At 35.0% G+C, this 19,354-nt stretch carries 15 protein-coding genes; 10 read left to right on the forward strand and 5 right to left on the reverse strand.

What is annotated here, in order from left to right:
• Positions 1–58: 58 nt before the first annotated feature.
• From ACFS5J_RS08555 to pth, 3 genes are all read left to right on the forward strand, one after another.
• Positions 59–1,000, forward strand: a complete 942-nt coding sequence (locus ACFS5J_RS08555; RefSeq protein ID WP_379811684.1) for a ribose-phosphate pyrophosphokinase — start codon at positions 59–61, stop codon at positions 998–1,000.
• A 44-nt stretch (positions 1,001–1,044) separates the two neighbouring features.
• The gene (locus tag ACFS5J_RS08560) at positions 1,045–1,653 is read left to right on the forward strand and encodes a 50S ribosomal protein L25/general stress protein Ctc (RefSeq protein WP_379811685.1); all 609 of its coding nucleotides are present in this window, start codon (positions 1,045–1,047) and stop codon (positions 1,651–1,653) included.
• Between the two features lie 117 nt (positions 1,654–1,770).
• Positions 1,771–2,388 carry an aminoacyl-tRNA hydrolase gene (pth, locus tag ACFS5J_RS08565; protein WP_379811686.1) on the forward strand — a complete coding sequence of 206 codons (618 nt, stop codon included), beginning with the start codon at positions 1,771–1,773 and terminating at the stop codon, positions 2,386–2,388.
• Between the two features lie 46 nt (positions 2,389–2,434).
• Here the strand turns inward: pth and ACFS5J_RS08570 are convergent, their stop codons facing one another.
• Both ACFS5J_RS08570 and ACFS5J_RS08575 read right to left on the reverse strand, forming a co-directional pair.
• On the reverse strand, positions 2,435–5,791 hold the full coding sequence (locus ACFS5J_RS08570; RefSeq protein WP_379811687.1) for a zinc-dependent metalloprotease: 3,357 nt from the start codon (positions 5,789–5,791) through the stop codon (positions 2,435–2,437).
• A 111-nt stretch (positions 5,792–5,902) separates the two neighbouring features.
• Entirely contained in the window at positions 5,903–8,587 is a 2,685-nt protein-coding gene (locus ACFS5J_RS08575) for a zinc-dependent metalloprotease (protein ID WP_379811688.1), read from the reverse strand.
• 137 nt (positions 8,588–8,724) lie between these two features.
• Between ACFS5J_RS08575 and ACFS5J_RS08580 the strand changes: the two genes are divergently transcribed.
• The 5 genes from ACFS5J_RS08580 to ACFS5J_RS08600 all read left to right on the forward strand — a co-directional run bounded on the left by ACFS5J_RS08580 (position 8,725) and on the right by ACFS5J_RS08600 (position 13,809).
• Positions 8,725–9,657, forward strand: a complete 933-nt coding sequence (locus ACFS5J_RS08580; RefSeq protein WP_379811689.1) for a bifunctional riboflavin kinase/FAD synthetase — start codon at positions 8,725–8,727, stop codon at positions 9,655–9,657.
• On the forward strand, positions 9,650–10,948 hold the full coding sequence (locus tag ACFS5J_RS08585) for an HTTM domain-containing protein (protein WP_379811690.1): 1,299 nt from the start codon (positions 9,650–9,652) through the stop codon (positions 10,946–10,948). The genes ACFS5J_RS08580 and ACFS5J_RS08585 overlap by 8 nt, the downstream gene beginning before the upstream one ends.
• 80 nt (positions 10,949–11,028) lie before the next feature.
• Positions 11,029–11,472 carry a hypothetical protein gene (locus ACFS5J_RS08590; protein WP_379811691.1) on the forward strand — a complete coding sequence of 148 codons (444 nt, stop codon included), beginning with the start codon at positions 11,029–11,031 and terminating at the stop codon, positions 11,470–11,472.
• A gap of 62 nt (positions 11,473–11,534) precedes the next feature.
• Complete coding sequence (bioB, locus tag ACFS5J_RS08595; RefSeq protein ID WP_379811692.1) at positions 11,535–12,620, forward strand: biotin synthase BioB; 1,086 nt, start codon at positions 11,535–11,537, stop codon at positions 12,618–12,620.
• 373 nt (positions 12,621–12,993) lie between these two features.
• On the forward strand, positions 12,994–13,809 hold the full coding sequence (locus ACFS5J_RS08600) for a hypothetical protein (protein WP_379811693.1): 816 nt from the start codon (positions 12,994–12,996) through the stop codon (positions 13,807–13,809).
• A gap of 28 nt (positions 13,810–13,837) precedes the next feature.
• Here the strand turns inward: ACFS5J_RS08600 and ACFS5J_RS08605 are convergent, their stop codons facing one another.
• Entirely contained in the window at positions 13,838–15,226 is a 1,389-nt protein-coding gene (locus ACFS5J_RS08605; protein ID WP_379811694.1) for a dipeptidase, read from the reverse strand.
• Positions 15,227–15,408: 182 nt separating this feature from the next.
• Here ACFS5J_RS08605 and ACFS5J_RS08610 point away from each other — a divergent pair, with 182 nt between their 5' ends.
• A complete protein-coding gene (locus tag ACFS5J_RS08610; protein ID WP_379811695.1) occupies positions 15,409–15,888 on the forward strand; it encodes a regulatory protein RecX in 480 nt (159 codons plus the stop codon).
• Between the two features lie 84 nt (positions 15,889–15,972).
• Positions 15,973–17,025, forward strand: a complete 1,053-nt coding sequence (gene thiL / locus ACFS5J_RS08615; protein WP_379811697.1) for a thiamine-phosphate kinase — start codon at positions 15,973–15,975, stop codon at positions 17,023–17,025.
• A 49-nt stretch (positions 17,026–17,074) separates the two neighbouring features.
• Here the strand turns inward: thiL and ACFS5J_RS08620 are convergent, their stop codons facing one another.
• On the reverse strand, positions 17,075–18,619 hold the full coding sequence (locus ACFS5J_RS08620; RefSeq protein ID WP_379811698.1) for a glycine--tRNA ligase: 1,545 nt from the start codon (positions 18,617–18,619) through the stop codon (positions 17,075–17,077).
• Between the two features lie 58 nt (positions 18,620–18,677).
• Positions 18,678–19,352 (reverse strand): hypothetical protein, encoded by a 675-nt coding sequence (locus ACFS5J_RS08625; RefSeq protein WP_379811699.1) that lies wholly within the window; start codon positions 19,350–19,352, stop codon positions 18,678–18,680.
• Positions 19,353–19,354 lie beyond the last annotated feature (2 nt).

A 19,354-nucleotide genomic window follows, 5' to 3' on the forward strand; every position in this document is an offset into this window, starting at 1 on the left:
AAATTTGCACCCTGTTTACAGCAACACAACATAACTAATTACTAAACAACAAATTAAAATGTCATACATCGAGCCAGAAGCAAAAATTTTTGCATGTTCGCAAAGTATGTATCTAGCAGAGCAAATTGCTGAAAAGTATGGTGTCTCTCTAGGTAAAGTTACCTTCTCAACTTATAGTGATGGAGAATTTCAACCTTCTTTTGAAGAATCAATAAGAGGTTTAAGAGTATTTTTGATCTGCTCTACTTTTCCAAGTTCAGACAATTTAATGGAATTGTTGTTAATGATTGATGCCGCAAAGCGAGCATCGGCTAGACATATTACAGCAGTAATCCCATATTTCGGTTGGGCTAGACAAGACAGAAAAGACAAACCAAGAGTTCCGATAGGAGCGAAACTAGTAGCTAAATTATTGGAAACTGCTGGAGCAACAAGAATCATGACTATGGATTTACATGCTGATCAAATCCAAGGATTCTTTGAAAAGCCTGTTGATCACTTATTTGCTTCTACGATATTCTTACCGTATGTTAAGAGTTTAAATTTAGAGAACTTAACCATTGCCTCTCCAGATATGGGAGGTTCAAAAAGAGCTTACGCGTATTCTAAATTTTTAGAATCAGATGTAGTGGTTTGTTACAAGCAACGTAAAAAAGCTAATGTAATCGACACTATGGAGCTTATTGGTGAAGTAAAAGGTAGAAATGTAATTCTAGTTGACGACATGATTGACACTGGAGGAACATTAGCAAAAGCGGCCGATGTAATGATGGAAAGAGGTGCGTTAAGTGTACGTGCCATTTGCACACATGCTATCCTTTCAGGTGGAGCATATGAAAAAATTGAGAATTCTCAATTAGTAGAATTAATCGTAACCGATTCTATTCCATTAAAGCAACAATCAGACAAAATTAGAGTTGTAAGCTGTGCCGGTTTATTTGCAGAAGTAATGCACATGGTACAAAACAACAACTCAATTAGCGGAAAATTCATTATGTAATCCGCTTCTAAAAAGAATTTTTATTAATTATTATATATTTTACAATGAAATCAATTACGATTAAAGGATCAGAAAGAGAAAGCGTAGGTAAAAAGGCAACTAAAGCCGTACGCGATGCTGGAATGGTTCCTTGCGTTATATACGGAGGAGATCAACCAGTACATTTTGCAGCAGACGAAAGAGCATTCAAAAACTTGGTTTACACTCCAAACGCTCACACTGTTGTAATTGAATTAGAAAATGGCAAAAAAATTGATGCTATCTTACAAGATATCCAATTCCACCCAATTTCTGACAAAATTTTACACATTGACTTCTTCCAATTACACGATGAAAAAGAAATCGTTATGGAAGTACCAGTAAAAGTCGTAGGTAAATCTAAAGGTGTTATGGCCGGAGGTGTTTTACGTTTAAACCAACGTCGTTTAAAAGTAAAAGCTTTACCAAAAGACTTACCAGATTTCGTTGAAGCTGATATTACTCCATTAGAAATGGGTAACAAATTGTATGTAACGGCTTTACCTACAAACAACTTCAAGTTAATGCACCCAGAAAACACAGTAGTGTGTCAAGTAAGAATTTCTCGTGCTGCGATGAAAGCTGCTCAAGAAGCTGCAAAAGCTGCAAAAGAAACAGGAAAGAAGAAAAAATAATTTTTTTCAAATACCTAAAAATCCCGCAATTGCGGGATTTTTTTTGTTTATAAACTACTCCATTACCAGTTGTACTATCGCTTTTACAAACAAAATAAATCCTCTATTTTTGCAGTCATGAAATGGCTCCTTAATTTATTCAATAACAATACAGCAGAGATAACACCCATGAAAAAGTTTTTAATTGTTGGACTTGGAAATATCGGTTCCGAATATGTCAACACACGTCACAACATAGGCTTCAAAGTAGTAGATTTTTTAGCAAAACAGCAAGATACTAGTTTCACTACGGCAAAACTTGGCGATATTGCTGAAATTAAAATTAAAGGCAGAACGCTGATTTTATTAAAGCCTAATACCTATATGAATTTAAGCGGCAAGGCTGTTAAGTATTGGATGGAAAAAGAAAAAATTGAGAAGGATAACATTTTGGTTATCACCGATGACTTAAACTTAGAATTTGGCACGATTCGAATAAAACCAAAAGGAAGCGATGGAGGCCATAACGGATTAAAAAACATCCAACTTTTATTAAACTCTACCGAATATCCTAGATTTCGTTTTGGAATTAGCGACCAGTTCAAAAAAGGAAAACAAGTTGACTATGTTTTGGGAGAATGGAGCCCCGAAGAAAATGAAAAACTAAAAGAACGTTTGGAAGTAAGCGCTGAAGCCATAAAATCCTTTGCATTAGCCGGTTTAAATACTACCATGAACACTTATAACGGAAAATAAAAAAGAGCGCTTTAAATGCGCTCTTTATTTTTTATCTATCTTAAAATTATTCTACCACAATCTTTTTGGTCACCTTACGATTACCATTTATAATTGTAACCAAATATATACCCGCTTCTGCATTCGATAGAGTAATAGCTTCATTAAACACTCCACCGGCTTTATAATTGTTAGATAGAATTTGTCGCCCTCTAATATCATGAACATTAATTTGAACCTCATCCGATAAGGCGTCAAATTTCACATTAAAACTGCCTTTATTAGGGTTAGGGTACAATGACACTCCCGTTAAATCGAAACTTTCAGAAGATAATGCTGGTTCCGCTACACAGAAGTTTAATGCCCAGTTATTAATAGACCCTGTATCACCATTCCAATAATCCTGTGCGTGCAAAACCCATGTTCCTGCAGCTGGCTTTCCATAAACCAGAGAAATAGCAGTCATTGGACCAAAAGTACCAGAAGATTGCGTACATCCTGTATCTGGCAGCGTTGGATTTCCATCTGCAAAAGTATAACTTACCGCATTAAACTCATCATCACAATTACGGTCCCAAATCTGAATTAACGTCCCGTCAGGATGTGTAACCCAAATTACTAAATCATCAATATAGGAATGGGCGAATGATAAATCAATTGTTAAATCATTGATATCTCCAGTAACTGATGTTGGCACTACAATAGTTTTAGTAACTTCAGCCCCAGGAGTATTTTGAGCAACACCATCAGGAACACTTAGTGATGTGTTATTGGAATAAGTATATGAACAATTGGACTCTCCTGTAGTAAACTTAAATATAGCACTACTAGCACCACTACAAAGATCATTTTTTGGCACAACCCTCCAGTAGTAGTCTGTTGCCTCATTCAAACCACTTATGCCAAATGAATTTGAAGTCGATGTAGCTGTTGCGACTATATTTGAAAAAGCAACATCAGTTGCTACTTCAACATCATACATTGTAGCAGCAGGGCTCAATACCCATGATAAAACGGGTGAAGTACTTTGACCAACCGCTAAATCAACTGGAGCAATTAATGATTGAGTACCGAAATTTGCATCAATTAAATTTAAATAAAGCGGCACTGATTTACTCGTCGTTCCAGAAGTTGCTGTTACTGTCATGGCATAAAACTGTACTGCACTACTCCCCGTGTTGCTAATTTCCAAAACCACATTTCCATCGCTACTAATTGTTGATGGCGTAAAAACCGTAGTTGCACCAGCAGGCCCTCCTGTCAAAATGAAACTTGTAGTACCTGCAAATCCTCCTAAAGCAAGGTAAGGTATATCAAATGACACCAAACTACCTTGACAAGCCTCTTTGTTTTGTCCTCCCTCAACACCAGAAAAAGCAACAGAAAATGTAGCAGCTGGTGCAGATATGGTAAAATTAGTATTTGAAATATCATAAAAAATATGATTCCATCCTTTGACCATAATTCTATTCTGATTCCCTATAGTATTTGGGACAGTAATCGTCTCAGAACCGTCATTAGGTACTTTACTTGCTAATTGAATCGGATAAGTGAATCCACCATCATTAGATAGAAAAATATCTACAAAATTTGCATTAACACCATTAGTCGTTGTTCCAGCAACATCCCAAGTTACTGTTTGATTGGAACCCGCTTGCCAATTTACTGCGGTATTTGGAGCACTCACTAAAAAAGGACCCGCTGTACCATTAACCGTAACAACCATACCATCAGTATGAGTTTGCCCTTCTAGAGTAGCATTATCCCTAACGGTTAAAGCAAATGTCAATGTTCTTGCAACCAAACTCAAAGCTTCTACAGTAATTTCACTACCTTGTGTTGTTGATTGATTAGCAACTACTCTATTTAAAGGAGGCATATATCGAGAAGGAGAAGTTGTCGGAGGATAAGACCTCCAATTAGGACCACTTGCCTTCGTAACTGATGCCGCTGATGCACTTCCGGTTTGAGAAGTACTCGCATTATCAATCTGCTCCCAACAATAGGTTAACGCATCACCATCTAAATCGCTTCCAGAACCTGTTAAAACAAAAGGCGTACTCTTTGGAATAGTATAATTACTTCCAGCATCAGCTACAGGCGTATTATTGGCCATTGTAGTTCGCACAGGACAGGTTTTATCTTCCATATTATTTTGAACCTGAAAAATACTTGCATAGTGAAAATAATCATCAGAATGCGGTTGAACATCTTGTGCAGTAATACCTGCATATCCCATAATTGTAGAGCCCGAACCAACTTCTACATTAACGCCCGAATTTTCATTACTCATAGAAAAAGTATGATTAGCTCCAAATTGGTGTCCCATTTCGTGTGCTACGTAGTCAATATCGAAATTATCACCTTGTGGCACTCCATCAGACGGAGAAGTAATTCCTGAACCCTTATTTTTATCACTAGTGCTAGAAGTATCATTAACACAAACACAGCCAATACAACCCGCATTACCACCACCACCTGAAGCACCGAACATATGACCAATATCATATGCTGCATTGTTAGCTGCAAGCGAAGTAAATAAACCCGTTAAATTATTACTTAAAGTATTTTGAAGTTGAACATTCCACGAAGAAAGTGTAGTGTATGGGTCAGTAGATGGGTTATAATAGATTACGTTGGTCGTTTCTGCAACAATATTCATATGTATCCCAAAATCTCTTTCAAATACTCCATTAACTCTGGTCATAGTTGCATTAAATGCTGCTAAAACGTTTGCGACCTGAGCTGAAGACGTTGCTCCAAAATAATTGGCATATTCACCATTACAAGATAATGCTAACTTAAAAGTCAAGAGTTCAGCGGTAGAGGACTTTTGCATTAAATTTTCGGAAGTCACTTTCGCCATTAAATCCTGAGAGACTGTTTGCTCTGGAGTTGAACAAGTAAAAGGCAATTTACCTTTTTGTCGAGATGAATTGAATACCGCATAAATTAAACCATCATTGGAATACTTTTCTATAAATTCATTTTTTTTATCCGTTCGGAAAATCATTGCTTGAATACCATTAGGATCCGAACTCATTCTCAAAACAGCTGAAGCATCATCAATACCCGTCCCAATAAAGGATTTAATTTCAGGAAATTGCGCTTGTAACCTTGCATCAAAGTTTGACGCTTCAAAAACTCTATAACGTTCTAACTTGCCATCAACATTAGGCAATGTAATGATTGTCTCACTTGAGGAAGATAAAAATCGATTTGGAGCATTCTTCAAATCCTTTTGCATTATAGTTAAGTCTAACTGCATTAACTCATAGTTCTCGGGAAAACTTGCTCTATTCGCACTTTTTATTTTCTCAAATTTTAAACCCTCAGTTGGTTTTGACCAAACTGCATAATTTTGAGCATTTACTCCCAATGTTGAGAAAAAAATACCCAAACAAAAAAGTATTTTAAGTTTCATTGAATAAGATTTTGATTATCAAACAAATATACTGATTTTTAAGAAAAAGATATGTCTTTAAAAACAAAAAAGAGCACTTGAAAGTGCTCTTTTTTGTTTTTAAAGTAGTGATTATTCGATTATTATTTTCTTAACTGATTGTCTAGAACCATCTAAAATTGTAACTAAATAAACACCTGACTCTACATTATCTAATTGAATATTTTCATTAAATATACCGTTAGAGTTAAATGATTTAGACATAATTTGTCTACCTCTTACATCATGAACATTAACAACAACATTGCTCGATTCTGCATTAAACTCTAGAGTAAAGTTACCATTATTAGGATTTGGATATAAATTAAGATCAGAAATTTCATAACCATTTGATTTCAATGAAGTTTGAGTACAAATAGAAAGTGTCCAATCGTTAATAACACCCGTATCCCCAGAATAATAATCCACCGCTAATAAAGTCCAAGTACCATCAGCAGCTTTACCATTAAATGAATTCAAATCACCAAAAGGTCCGAAAGTACCCGTTGTAGCAGAACAGTTTGAAGATGGAACAGTTGGATTCCCAGCATCAAAAGTATAAGTTAATGATGTTGGATTATTATCACAATTTCTATTCCACAAAATTACTTGAGTTCCATCAGGATGATTTAAAGCAACCACCAAATCCTCGATATAAGTATGCGAGATACCCAATGTAACGTTAACATCTGAAATTGTCCCAGTAGCACCAGAAACCGATATAGTTTTAGAAGCTACAGCCCCAGAAACATTTGCACCAGCACCATCCGGCACTGACAATACAGTATTATTACTATATGTATTACAACTTGACGTGTAACCGATTGCAAAATTCTTAGAGTTTACATTAAAGAAAATATTATTTGAAGCTTTAACCATTAATCTACATACTGGCGCTGGACTTGAAGGCATAACAATTGATTCACTTCCGTCATTTGGGGTATTGGCCAACAAAGTTGTCCATGTTTGACCACCATCAGTTGTAATTAAAATATCCACATTGTTACCCCCTGCGATTGAATTTGTATTAAGCACATTCCAAGTAACAGTTTGTGTTGAATTAACATCATAAGAAATGTTATCTGTGTTTTGAGAAGTTACTGTCAATGGCCCTTTTGTAGCATCTACAGTTACTGTCATATTATCAAAACCTGTTTGCCCTTGACCAATAACATTATCACGAGCCGTCAATCTGAAATTCAAAATTCTTGAAACAGAACTTAAAGCCTCTGCGGTTACTTCTAATCCATTTGTAGTGGTAAGGTTATTTAAAACAGAAGACAATAGAGGAAAATAACGCGTTGGAGACGAAGAATCAACATAATTAACCCAATTTGGACCAGATTGCTTAGTTGCACTAGCTGCACTAGCCGCCCCTCCTTGAGCAGAACTAGCATTGTCAAATTGTTCCCAAGTATATGTTAAAGTATTAGACCCCCCAGCATCAGTAGCCGAACCAGTTAAAACAAAAGGAGTACTTTTCGGAATGATATAATTTTGACCAGCATCCACCACAGGTGCACCATGTGTTATTGGAGTAGATGTTGGACAAAATTTTGTCACTAAATTAGATTGAACCTGAGCAATACTAGCCGAGTGAAACACATCAATCGAGTTTGAATGAGTATCATAAGGCGTAATACCAGCGTAGCCCATAATAGTAACACCCGAACCTACTTCTACATTAACACCGGAACCCTCATTACCATGTGAAAATGTATGATTAGCTCCAAATTGATGTCCCATTTCATGCGCCACATAATCAATATCAAAAGTATCTCCAACAGGTGTTACGCTTGTTGTGAATCCACTTCCTTTATTGGTTCCACAAACACAGCCAATACAACCCGCATTTCCATTATTTCCAACATTACCCATTAAATGTCCTACATCATAATTTGCACTACCTACCACTGAGTTAAGCGTAGACTGTAATTGTGAATTATAATTTGTTGAAGTAGAGCCGTAAGGATCAGGGACAGAACCATCATAAATAATAGTTGTATTATTAATTAAATTCATATGGACTGCAAAGTCGTTCTCAAATACTCCATTCACTCTCGTCATGGTAGTATTAATTGCTGACAATGCACTTGTCTTTGGAGTAGCAAGACCTAAAGCAGCATGATGATAGGCTGTATACTCTGGAGTAACCGACATTGCTAACCTGAATGTCTTTAAACTTCCAGTATTTGATTTAGAAAAATTATCTGCTTGGTAAGTTAAATCTTCCGTTACAACTTGTTCAATTGTAGAACATGTAAATGGAAGTTTCCCTTTAACCCTTAAAGAAGTATAAACAGCATACTTTTTTAAATCTGATGAATAAGGCTCCATGAATTCAGTGGGTTTATCTGCTCTGGTAATCATGGTATTGATCGTCTTAGCATCGATACTTAATCTTACGCGAGCATATTTATCATCTAAACCTACACCTACATAAGATCTAATATCAGGAAATTGAGCTTGTAATTCCGAATCAAAATTTGATGCTTCATACATTTGAAATTGTTCTAATTCACCATTTGCATTTGGCAAACTAATAATTACAGAACTCCTATTCGTAAATGCTCTATCAGGAGCATTACTTAATGCGCTTTTAAGAACATTCAAATCTAACTCCATTAATTTGTAATCAATTGGAAAAGATTCTCTTTGAACAGTCTTAGCTAACTCAAAATTTTCACTTTTAACTCCAGACCATGCTTTTTTTGTTTGCGAACAAACTGTATTCAAAAAAAGCATTGAAAATGAAGCAATTAGTAGTACTTTTTTCATTTTTAAAGTTTTATAAATTTGGTTAATGCGCGAATATAACAATATAATTACATTAAAATAATATTTAGTTCATTTTTTTGAAAATGAAAATTTTAGGATATCTACTTTTGTTATGTATTTTTGTAAAAAAAATAATTTTGAAAGTCTTTCATTCAATCAATTCTTTTAAAGCTGAGAAAAAAACAATAATTACGATTGGTACTTTCGACGGCGTCCATTTGGGACATCAATCCATATTAAAAAAAGTAATCGATCAGGCTAGAGCTAACAACTCTGAAAGCACTGTTTTAACGTTTTTTCCTCATCCACGAATGGTTTTACAACAAGACTGCGATATTAAGCTTTTAAATACGATTGAAGAAAAAACATTTTTATTACGTCAATTGGGAGTTGACAACTTAATTATACATCCTTTTGATTTAGAATTCTCGAGGCTTAGCGCAGAAGAATTTGTAACCCAAGTGCTAGTTGAAAAACTCAATATTGGTAAAATTATAATTGGTTATGATCATCGCTTTGGCAGAAACAGAACTGCAACCATAGATGATTTAATTGCATTTGGAGAAAAATATAATTTTACAGTATCGCAAATCTCTGCAAAAGAAATCGATGAGATTGCTATTAGTTCAACCAAAATCAGGAAAGCATTAGAAGAAGGAGATGTGGCTTTAGCTAAGAGTTATTTGGGAAATCCATATTTTATAACAGGCCAAGTTATTGAAGGAAAAAGAATAGGACGAACCATTCAGTTTCCAACAGCAAACTTACAGCCAACCGAGAACTACAAACTAATACCGAAAATAGGCGCCTATATTATAACGGCGGATATTGATAACCAAATTGTAAATGGAATGCTGAACATAGGTTATAACCCAACCCTTTCAAACGATAACATTTCAATAGAAGCTCATTTTTTCAACTTTGACGGTAATCTCTATCAAAAAACTATTAAAGTAAACTTTCTCGAACGTATCCGAAACGAACAAAAATTCGACACGCTAGAACATCTTAAAGAGCAGCTGAAGCATGACAAATTGTATGCATTAAACTATTTTGAAAAAAATGCTTGAAAAAATTTTCAAACCCATTGACAATGCCCCTTTAATTATTTTTCGGATTTTTTTCGGATTTTTATTAGCCTGTGAAAGTTTTGGCGCTATTGCCACTGGTTGGGTAAAAGCTGTTTTTATAGACACACAATTCACGTTCTCATTCATCGGTTTTAATTGGCTTCAACCACTGCCTGGAAGTGGAATGTATTTCTATTTTATCGCAATGGGAATATTAGGGCTAATGATTATGCTAGGGCTACGATACCGATTTGCCATAATAGGCTATACTATTCTTTGGGCTGGGGTATATTTTATGCAAAAGACATCCTACAACAACCATTATTATTTGTTGCTACTTATTTCGTTTATCATGATTTTTTTGCCCGCAAATCAAGATAAAGCACTAGATATAAAACTAGGATTAGTACATGAAAAGAAAACCATGCCTTATTGGATTAGTTTGATTTTTATTATCCAAATTAGCATTGTCTACTTTTATGCAGCTGTTGCCAAGATCTACCCTGACTGGCTTGATGGCACCTTCACCAAAAATCTACTTTCGGGCACAAAATTACCATCATCGGTACTGGAGCTATTTCGTCAAAAGTGGTTTTATCTCTTCATAGCCTATACTGGAATTATCTATGATTTTTTAATCGTTCCATTACTACTTTTAAAAAAAACCAGGACCTTAGCGCTTATTGCATCGCTTTGCTTTCATCTTTTTAATGCCATCGTGTTACAGATTGGAATTTTTCCGTTTTTTGCGCTCAGCTTCGCACTATTCTTTTATGAACCAGAAAAAATGAGAAGAATTTTTCTCAGAGAAAAATCGACACCAGACCAAAATACTAATTCTGATTTTTCTCAAAAAAAACTACTCTATCTTCTGATACTACCATTTCTCGTTATCCAAATTGCACTTCCACTAAGACATCACGTAATTGAAGGGGACGTTCTTTGGACAGAAGAAGGCCATCGCCTCAGTTGGCGCATGATGCTTCGTGAACGAAGTGGCTATATCCTAATTAAAATAAAAGATAATACCACTGGAAAAATACATTTTTACGACTACCGAAAAAACTTATCCAACAAACAAGCCAACCAACTCGCTGTAAAACCCGATTTTATATGGCAATACTGTCAAAGAATAAAAGAAGAATATGCTGGCCAAGACATCTCAATATTCATTGACTGCAAAAATTCGATAAACCGCAAAGAAACACAACGATTAATAGACCCTGAGACTGACTTCATGAAAGCCCAATGGGACTACTTCAAACACAACAAATGGATTATACTCCATTAGACGTGCGTTAATTAATCGTTATAAGCTTGTTTTCGCAATTGATTTTTTTGTATTTTTATAATACTTAAAATCAGAACATTATGAAAAACAACATCGAATTAAAAAATGGATTTATCATTTTTTTAGGCATTGGTCTGTTCTTCCTACTAATGGATTTATTTGGATTAGCAGGTAAAAATTATCTCCGTCTTTTGAATGCCTTTATAGTGCTTTATGGCATCAACAGAACCTTAAAACACAACTACAATCACGGCCATACCGAATATCTTGAAAATTTAATTTCAGGTTTAAAAACGGGTATAATAGGCGTTGTTTTAGGCATAATAGGACTTATCGCATTTATATATGCAAAAGGTGGTGATTCCTATTTAACAACACTTTCGGATACTTTTTTCTTTTTAGGCAAAACAAATATTATCAAATATTGTAGTGTTTTATTATTTGAAGGAATAGCTTCGAGTCTGATTGGTTCTTTTACATTAATGCAATATTGGAAAGATGTAGTCATACATCCAAAATATTAATTTTTAGGCTTTTTTTTGTCTTCTCAAGTATTTTGCTACTTTTGAAGCATAAACAGAAAAGCATGAATACAACTAGACATAACTGGACGAAAGAAGAAATTATAGCCATTTACAACAAACCAATTATGGACTTGTTGTACGAAGCAGCGACAGTTCATAGAGAATATCACGATCCTAATGTGGTACAAGTTTCTACATTACTTTCTATTAAAACAGGAGGATGTCCAGAAGACTGCGGATACTGTCCCCAAGCAGCTCGCTATCATACCGATATTGAAGGCAATGACCTTATGAGTGTTTCGCAAGTAAAAGCACAAGCATTACGTGCGAAATCTTCTGGGTCGTCAAGAGTTTGTATGGGGGCCGCATGGCGTAATGTTAAAGATGGTCCAGAATTTGACCAAGTTCTAGAAATGGTTCGAACAATTAACAAGCTTGATATGGAGGTTTGCTGTACATTGGGCATGATAACCGAAAATCAAGCAAAACGTTTAGCAGAAGCTGGTTTATATGCCTATAACCACAATCTAGACTCTTCAGAAGAATATTATAAAGAAGTCATATCAACACGTGGTTTTGAAGACCGTTTGCAAACTATTGACAATGTAAGAAAAACAAATGTTACCGTTTGTAGCGGTGGAATCATAGGAATGGGAGAAAGCATTGAAGACAGAGCAGGCATGCTTGTTGCATTATCATCTTTAAATCCGCAACCCGAATCCGTACCCATTAATGCTTTAGTTGCAGTAGAAGGCACTCCGCTTGAGGATCAAAAACCTGTTGAAATTTGGGATATGGTACGTATGGTAGCCACCACTCGTATTGTAATGCCCGAAACTCAAGTAAGACTGTCGGCAGGAAGAACAGAAATGAATCGCGAAGGACAAGCCTTTTGCTTTTTTGCTGGAGCCAACTCTATTTTTGCTGGAGACAAGTTACTTACCACCCCAAATCCAGACGTAAATGAAGACATGAAAATGTTTGAATTGTTAGGATTAAAACCTCAAAAGCCATTCATTAAGAAAATGCAGCCACAAACTGTAGAGGCAGAAAATTCAGAATATCAGTCTTTAGGTGAAAAACCAAAATGGACACGCCCTGGTCATGTTATTGAACGTAACTTAGAAGCTTCTCAAAAAGAAAAATAGTTCACCCCATTCAAAATAAGTCAAATAAAAAAAGCGCTAAATATTTAGCGCTTTTTTTATTCAATCAGTTAACTGATTGAATAAAATCGTTCCACAACTGTGAAATTTTACATTAGTATCAACCTCTCCTTTCAACTGCTACAGTTGTCACTTCATCTAATTTAACATTTCCTTTTATCATTAATCGTTCGATTAACTCGCTTCATCTTTAAATCCAGAAAGAGTTCCATTTTTATTAACAGTAGCTCTAACACTGTTTATTAAATTTTGGTTTAATTTTGTTTAACTATTAACTACAAATAGTCAATCTATTTATTTTCTTGCCTTTAATCACCGTACTTTTTCACTCATTTAATAATTTAATTCATTAATTATGAAAGCAGTACATTACAAAAATTGGCTCTTAATTTTAGGTTTATTTATGTTCACAACGGTGTTTTCGCAAGAGGACAAATTTGATTACATAACCGTTACCAAAATGCATTTTAACTTGAACAATCCCGATTTGAAATTTGAAGATTGGCAAAAATTAGAAAAGGAATACTTTGATAAAGTAACTAGCAAAAATGATCTTGTGATAAGACACAACTGTTTGACCCATTATTTTACTGATGATAATACGGAAGTATTGAATGTAAACGTTTACAAAAGCTGGGAAGACATTGATAAAGCAGGAAACAAAACGGCTGACTTGGTTAAAAATGCGTGGCCAAATGAAAACGAACGCAAAGCATTTTTTAAGAAACTCCGCAGTTACTATGCCGATACCCATTCTGATGAAATATATGCTAGCATGCCTTATACTAAACCACTTAATGCAAAGAGTGATGAATCCTTCATCTATTATGTTCGTAACAGTCATTTTAGTTCCTCTGATGAAGGCTCAAGCGATGAGTTTGATTCCCTGATGAAAGAATTCTTTGAAAATGTAACCATGAAAAACGACCTTATCAAAGGATATTACACCCTCGCACATGCCTGGGGCTCAGATAAAACCGATTTTTTAGAAGTTTTTGTGGTTGAAAAATTAGGCGATATTGACGAATTTTTCAAAAAAGAGGGCGAACTATTTGAAAAACATTGGAAAACCGAAAAAGAAAGAGAAGATTTTGACAAGAAAATGAATAAATATTTCAGTCGCCATCATTCCGATTATATCTACCGTTCTGTAAAAGGATTACGAAAATAAAAAAAGAGCCTTTAAAGGCTCTTTTTTATTATTTACTCATTTCTGCGAAGTACTTATAGAACAATGGAATTGTTTCAATTCCTTTTAAATAATTGAACACCCCAAAATGCTCATCTGGTGAATGAATAGCATCACTATCCAAACCGAATCCCATTAATATTGTTTTACTCTTAAGTTCTTTTTCAAATAAAGCTACAATTGGAATACTTCCTCCAGAACGAACTGGGATAGCCGGAACACCAAAAGTCTCCGTGTACGCCTGATTTGCAGCTCTATAACCGATACTATCAATAGGCGTTACATATCCTTGCCCCCCGTGATGCGGCGTAACTTTTACTTTTACAGCTGCAGGAGCAATGCTCTCAAAATGTTTCTTGAACAATTCTGTTATCTCTTCCCAATCTTGATTAGGAACCAAACGCATCGAAATTTTAGCATAAGCCTTACTTGCAATTACGGTCTTAGCTCCTTCTCCTGTATATCCACCCCAAATTCCGTTTACATCTAAAGTAGGACGTATAGAATTTCTCTCGTTTGTTACATAACCTGCTTCACCATAGACATCATCAATATTTAAAGCTCTTTTATAGTTTTCTAATGAAAAAGGAGCTTTGGCCATTTCAGCACGTTCAGCTGCAGATAATTCTTCTACTTTATCGTAAAACCCTGGTATGGTGATATGATTGTTTTCGTCGTGTAACGAAGCTATCATTTTGGTCAATACATTGATAGGATTCGCAACAGCTCCACCGTATAAACCTGAGTGTAAATCACGGTTAGGCCCCGTAACTTCAACTTCAACATAACTTAACCCTCTTAATCCTGTTGTTATAGACGGTTGAGTATTTGAAATCATTCCAGTGTCTGAAATCAAAATTACATCGTTGGCTAACTTCTCTTGATTACGTTCCACAAACCAACCTAAGCTTTTCGAACCAACTTCTTCTTCTCCTTCTATCATGAACTTCACGTTACATGGCAAACAGTTATTTGCAATCATGTATTCGAAAGCTTTCACATGCATATACATTTGCCCTTTGTCATCACACGCACCACGAGCGAAAATAGCACCTTCAGGATGAATTTCAGTTGTTTTGATAACTGGCTCAAAAGGTGGTGAAGTCCACAATTCAATTGGATCTGCAGGTTGCACATCATAGTGACCGTAAACTAATACCGTAGGTAATGTTGGGTCAATAATTTTCTCCCCATAAACAATAGGGTAACCTGGAGTTTCACACAATTCTACAAAGTCACATCCTGCTTTTTCTAAGCTCACTTTAACAGCTTCGGCAGTCATGATCACATCATGTGCATAAGCACTATCAGCACTTACTGATGGTATGCGTAATAACTCTATTAATTCATTAATAAATCGTTCTTTATTCTCACGAACGTAATGTCTAATATTTTCCATTGTATTTTTTTGAAGATTCCCAAAAATACAAAAAATGTGAGAGCTACAATAAACAAAATTTAGAATTAAAGATAATAATCCCAAACAGATATATCTTAGAACTAAAACAGTAATAAAATTGCTTTAAAAAAACATAATCTATAATTTTGAATCTTATTGAGCCACACTTAATTTCCCAATAATTGAAAAAGAACAACACCTTAACATTAAACGACATTAAAAATAAGTTGGAGCACTATTGTGCCTATCAGGAAAGGTGTTATAAAGAAGTTGAAGACAAACTTTTCTCTTTCAATCTTAATCAAGAAGAAAAAGAAACTATCTTAATCTCACTTATTGAAAACAACTTTATTAATGAAGAGCGTTTTGCAAAAAGTTTTGTGAGAGGGAAACACCACTACAAAAACTGGGGAAAAGTGAGAATTGTAAACGAATTAAAATTCAGAAACATTTCCTCAAGGTTGATAGAGACAGCTTTGAAAGAAATAGATTCCGATTTATACTTCAATCATTTTAACCAATTGGCCGACAAACAATGGGAAAACTTAAAGGAGCCAAAAGGCCAAAAAAGGAATAAAAAATTTGTTGATTTTCTAATCCGAAAAGGATATGAATCGCAGTTTATTTATGACAAATTGAACGAATTGAACAGTCAAAAATAAGTTTCAATCGTTAATTGCATTCAGAGTAAGTTAGTACATTGCCTTAACAATTATTAAAAACTTATCTTTGCAAAAAAAAAGAACATGTTAGAAGATAAAAATCAAAAACGAACAAGTTTATCTGATTTGGGTGAATTTGGTTTAATAGAGCACTTAACCAAACATTTTGCTGTGAATCAGTCTTCAACACTAAAAAGTATAGGTGATGATGCAGCGGTTTTAGATTTTGGCAATAAAAAAGCAGTTGTTTCTACTGATTTACTTATTGAAGGGGTTCATTTTGACTTGAGCTACATGCCTTTAAAACATTTGGGCTATAAAGCAGTAGTTGCTAATGTTTCTGACATTTGTGCAATGAATGCTACTCCTACTCAAATTACCGTTTCTATTGCAGTTTCCAATCGTTTCCCTTTGGAAGCATTAGAAGAGTTATTTGAAGGAATCACTTTGGCATCGAAACTATATAATGTAGATGTTATTGGTGGTGACACTACTTCTTCACAAAAAGGATTAATTATCAGTATTACAGCAATTGGAGAAGCCAACTTAGAAGACATTACTTATCGTAATGGTGCTAATGCGAATGATTTATTAGTCGTTACTGGAGATGTAGGCGCAGCCTATATGGGACTTCAAGTTTTGGAGCGTGAAAAGCAAGTTTTCCAAGTGAACCCAAACAATCAGCCTGATTTGGAGAACTACACTTATTTGATAGAACGCCAGTTAAAACCTGAAGCTCGTAAAGACATCAAAGAATTATTAGAAAAATTAGAAGTAAAACCTACGTCAATGATTGACATTTCTGATGGTTTATCTTCTGAGATATTACACTTGTGCAAACAAAGTGGTGTAGGTTGTAATTTATACGAGGAAAAAATTCCTGTTGATCCGCAATTGATTGATGTCTGCGAAGAATTCAATATCGACATTACTACGATTGCTTTAAGCGGTGGTGAAGATTACGAATTACTATTTACCATTAAAATGGAAGATTTCGACAAAATCAAAGCCAATCCAAACCTAACGGTAATTGGACATATGACCGAAGAAAAAGAAGGCATGCACTTGATTACTCGTGCTACTACTAAAATTCCTTTAAAAGCAAGAGGTTGGAACGCCTTACAAAATGAAGCATAAAAAAATCCCGAACCTAAGGTTCGGGATTTTTATTGATACTTTAAATCGATTATTTCATTTTCATTAACCAATTGCGCATCGCAACTTCATTGTTGATAATGTTTCTCAATTCTGAAATGGCAACTCTATCTTGTTGCATAGAATCTCTATGACGTATTGTAACTGTTTTATCTTCTAATGTTTGGTGGTCAACCGTAATACAGAAAGGTGTTCCCAAAGCGTCTTGTCTTCTGTAACGACGCCCTACAGCATCTTTCTCATCATAAGCCACATTGAAATCCCATTTCAAATCTTCTATGATTTCTCTCGCTACATCAGGTAATCCATCTTTCTTAACCAATGGTAAAATAGCCGCTTTTGTAGGGGCTAAAACTGAAGGTAAACGTAAAACCGTACGTGTCGATCCGTCTTCTAACGTTTCTTCTTGTAGTGCTTTTGAGAATACTGCCAAGAACATTCTGTCCAAACCAACAGAAGTCTCCACCACATATGGTACGTAACTTGAATTGGATTCATTATCGAAGAACTGTAATTTTTTACCTGAAAACTGTTCATGCGCTTTTAAATCAAAATCCGTACGAGAATGGATCCCTTCAAGTTCTTTAAATCCGAATGGGAAGTTAAATTCAATATCAGCCGCAGCATTTGCATAGTGAGCTAATTTTTCGTGATCGTGGAAACGGTAATTCTCTTCCCCTAATCCTAACGATTTATGCCAAGCTAAACGTGTCGTTTTCCAGTATTCGTACCATTTCATTTCTTCTCCTGGTTTCACGAAAAACTGCATTTCCATTTGTTCAAACTCACGCATACGGAAAATAAACTGGCGCGCCACGATTTCATTACGGAACGCTTTCCCTGTTTGCGCAATACCGAAAGGAATCTTCATACGTCCCGTTTTTTGAACGTTTAAGAAATTCACGAAAATACCTTGTGCTGTCTCTGGACGCAAATACAAATCCATAGCCGTATCAGCAGAAGCTCCCAATTTCGTAGCAAACATCAAATTGAATTGGCGCACTTCAGTCCAGTTTTTTGAACCAGACTCTGGACAAGCGATTCCTAATTCTTCGATTAACGCTTTTACATCGGCTAAATCATCGTTCTCTAAAGAGCGTGCCATACGTTGTAAAATTTCGTTCTTTTGTGCTAAATAACCTTTTACACGCTCGTTTGTTGTCACAAACTCTTGTTCGTTAAAAGCATCTCCAAAACGCGCTTTTGCTTTATCAATTTCTTTTTGTGCTTTGATGTTGATTTTTTCAGCATAGTCTTCAATCAATACATCTGCACGGTATCTCTTTTTAGAATCTTTATTATCTATAAGTGGATCACTAAAAGCATCAACGTGCCCTGAAGCTTTCCAAGTAGTAGGATGCATAAAAATTGACGCATCAATACCTACAATATTTTCGTGCATCTGCACCATTGATTTCCACCAATATTCGCGGATATTTTTCTTTAATTCTACACCGTTTTGAGCATAATCATAAACTGCACTCAAACCATCATAAATTTCGCTTGACGGAAATATATAACCGTACTCTTTTGCGTGCGAAACTACGTTTTTGAATAAATCTTCTTGTTTTGCCATACTGCAAAAGTAAAAATTAGGAATGTAATTAGGAAGAGAATTTTACAATTAATACAGTTTAATTGTATTGAAAAATTGTGCTGCCAATTTTAATAGAATTGTAGTAAATATTTACGTGATATTTCCCTTTAATTGTTTTTTCATCCTCAAGATCAACGTAGGTACAAACATCGGTATCTTTTTTATTATACATCGCTTTAACAGCTCCAGTATAAAAAGTCTTTTGTCCCTTTTCTTCGAAATGAGTTTGATCCACAGATATCACTTGCTTATTTGGATTCACAACTTGAACCAATATATTTTTTTTCCCGGCTTTGATGAACTCATTACCCTCAATTGTAAAACAAACCCTTATTTGTTGGATTTTTTTATCTCTAGCATTGGAATACAAATCCGATAAAATTTTTACCCCCCTTGCTTTAATATTCATTACCGTAAGTTTGTCTTCTTCGTATTTTGATTCCACTAAATCCGATTCCAGTTGATATAAAGATTTTGAGTTCAATTCAATTTTTTCTTGCAGTTCATAAATAGCAACCTGATCAAGTTGTATTGCCTCTTTTAACATTTCTATTTTTTCCTCAATACTTAAGTTTTTGCGTTTACGAAGTTCAATTTGAGCAGGGGTAACTGTAACTTTCTTTTGATGCTCCATAAGAAAAGCAGAATCAGAAAATTTAAAATCTTGGATGGAATCGTATTTTAAGAGTATCTCGTCGAACTGATTTTGCAAAA

The organism is Flavobacterium chuncheonense (assembly GCF_042686145.1).
In the GTDB taxonomy this organism is placed as follows: domain Bacteria; phylum Bacteroidota; class Bacteroidia; order Flavobacteriales; family Flavobacteriaceae; genus Flavobacterium; species Flavobacterium chuncheonense.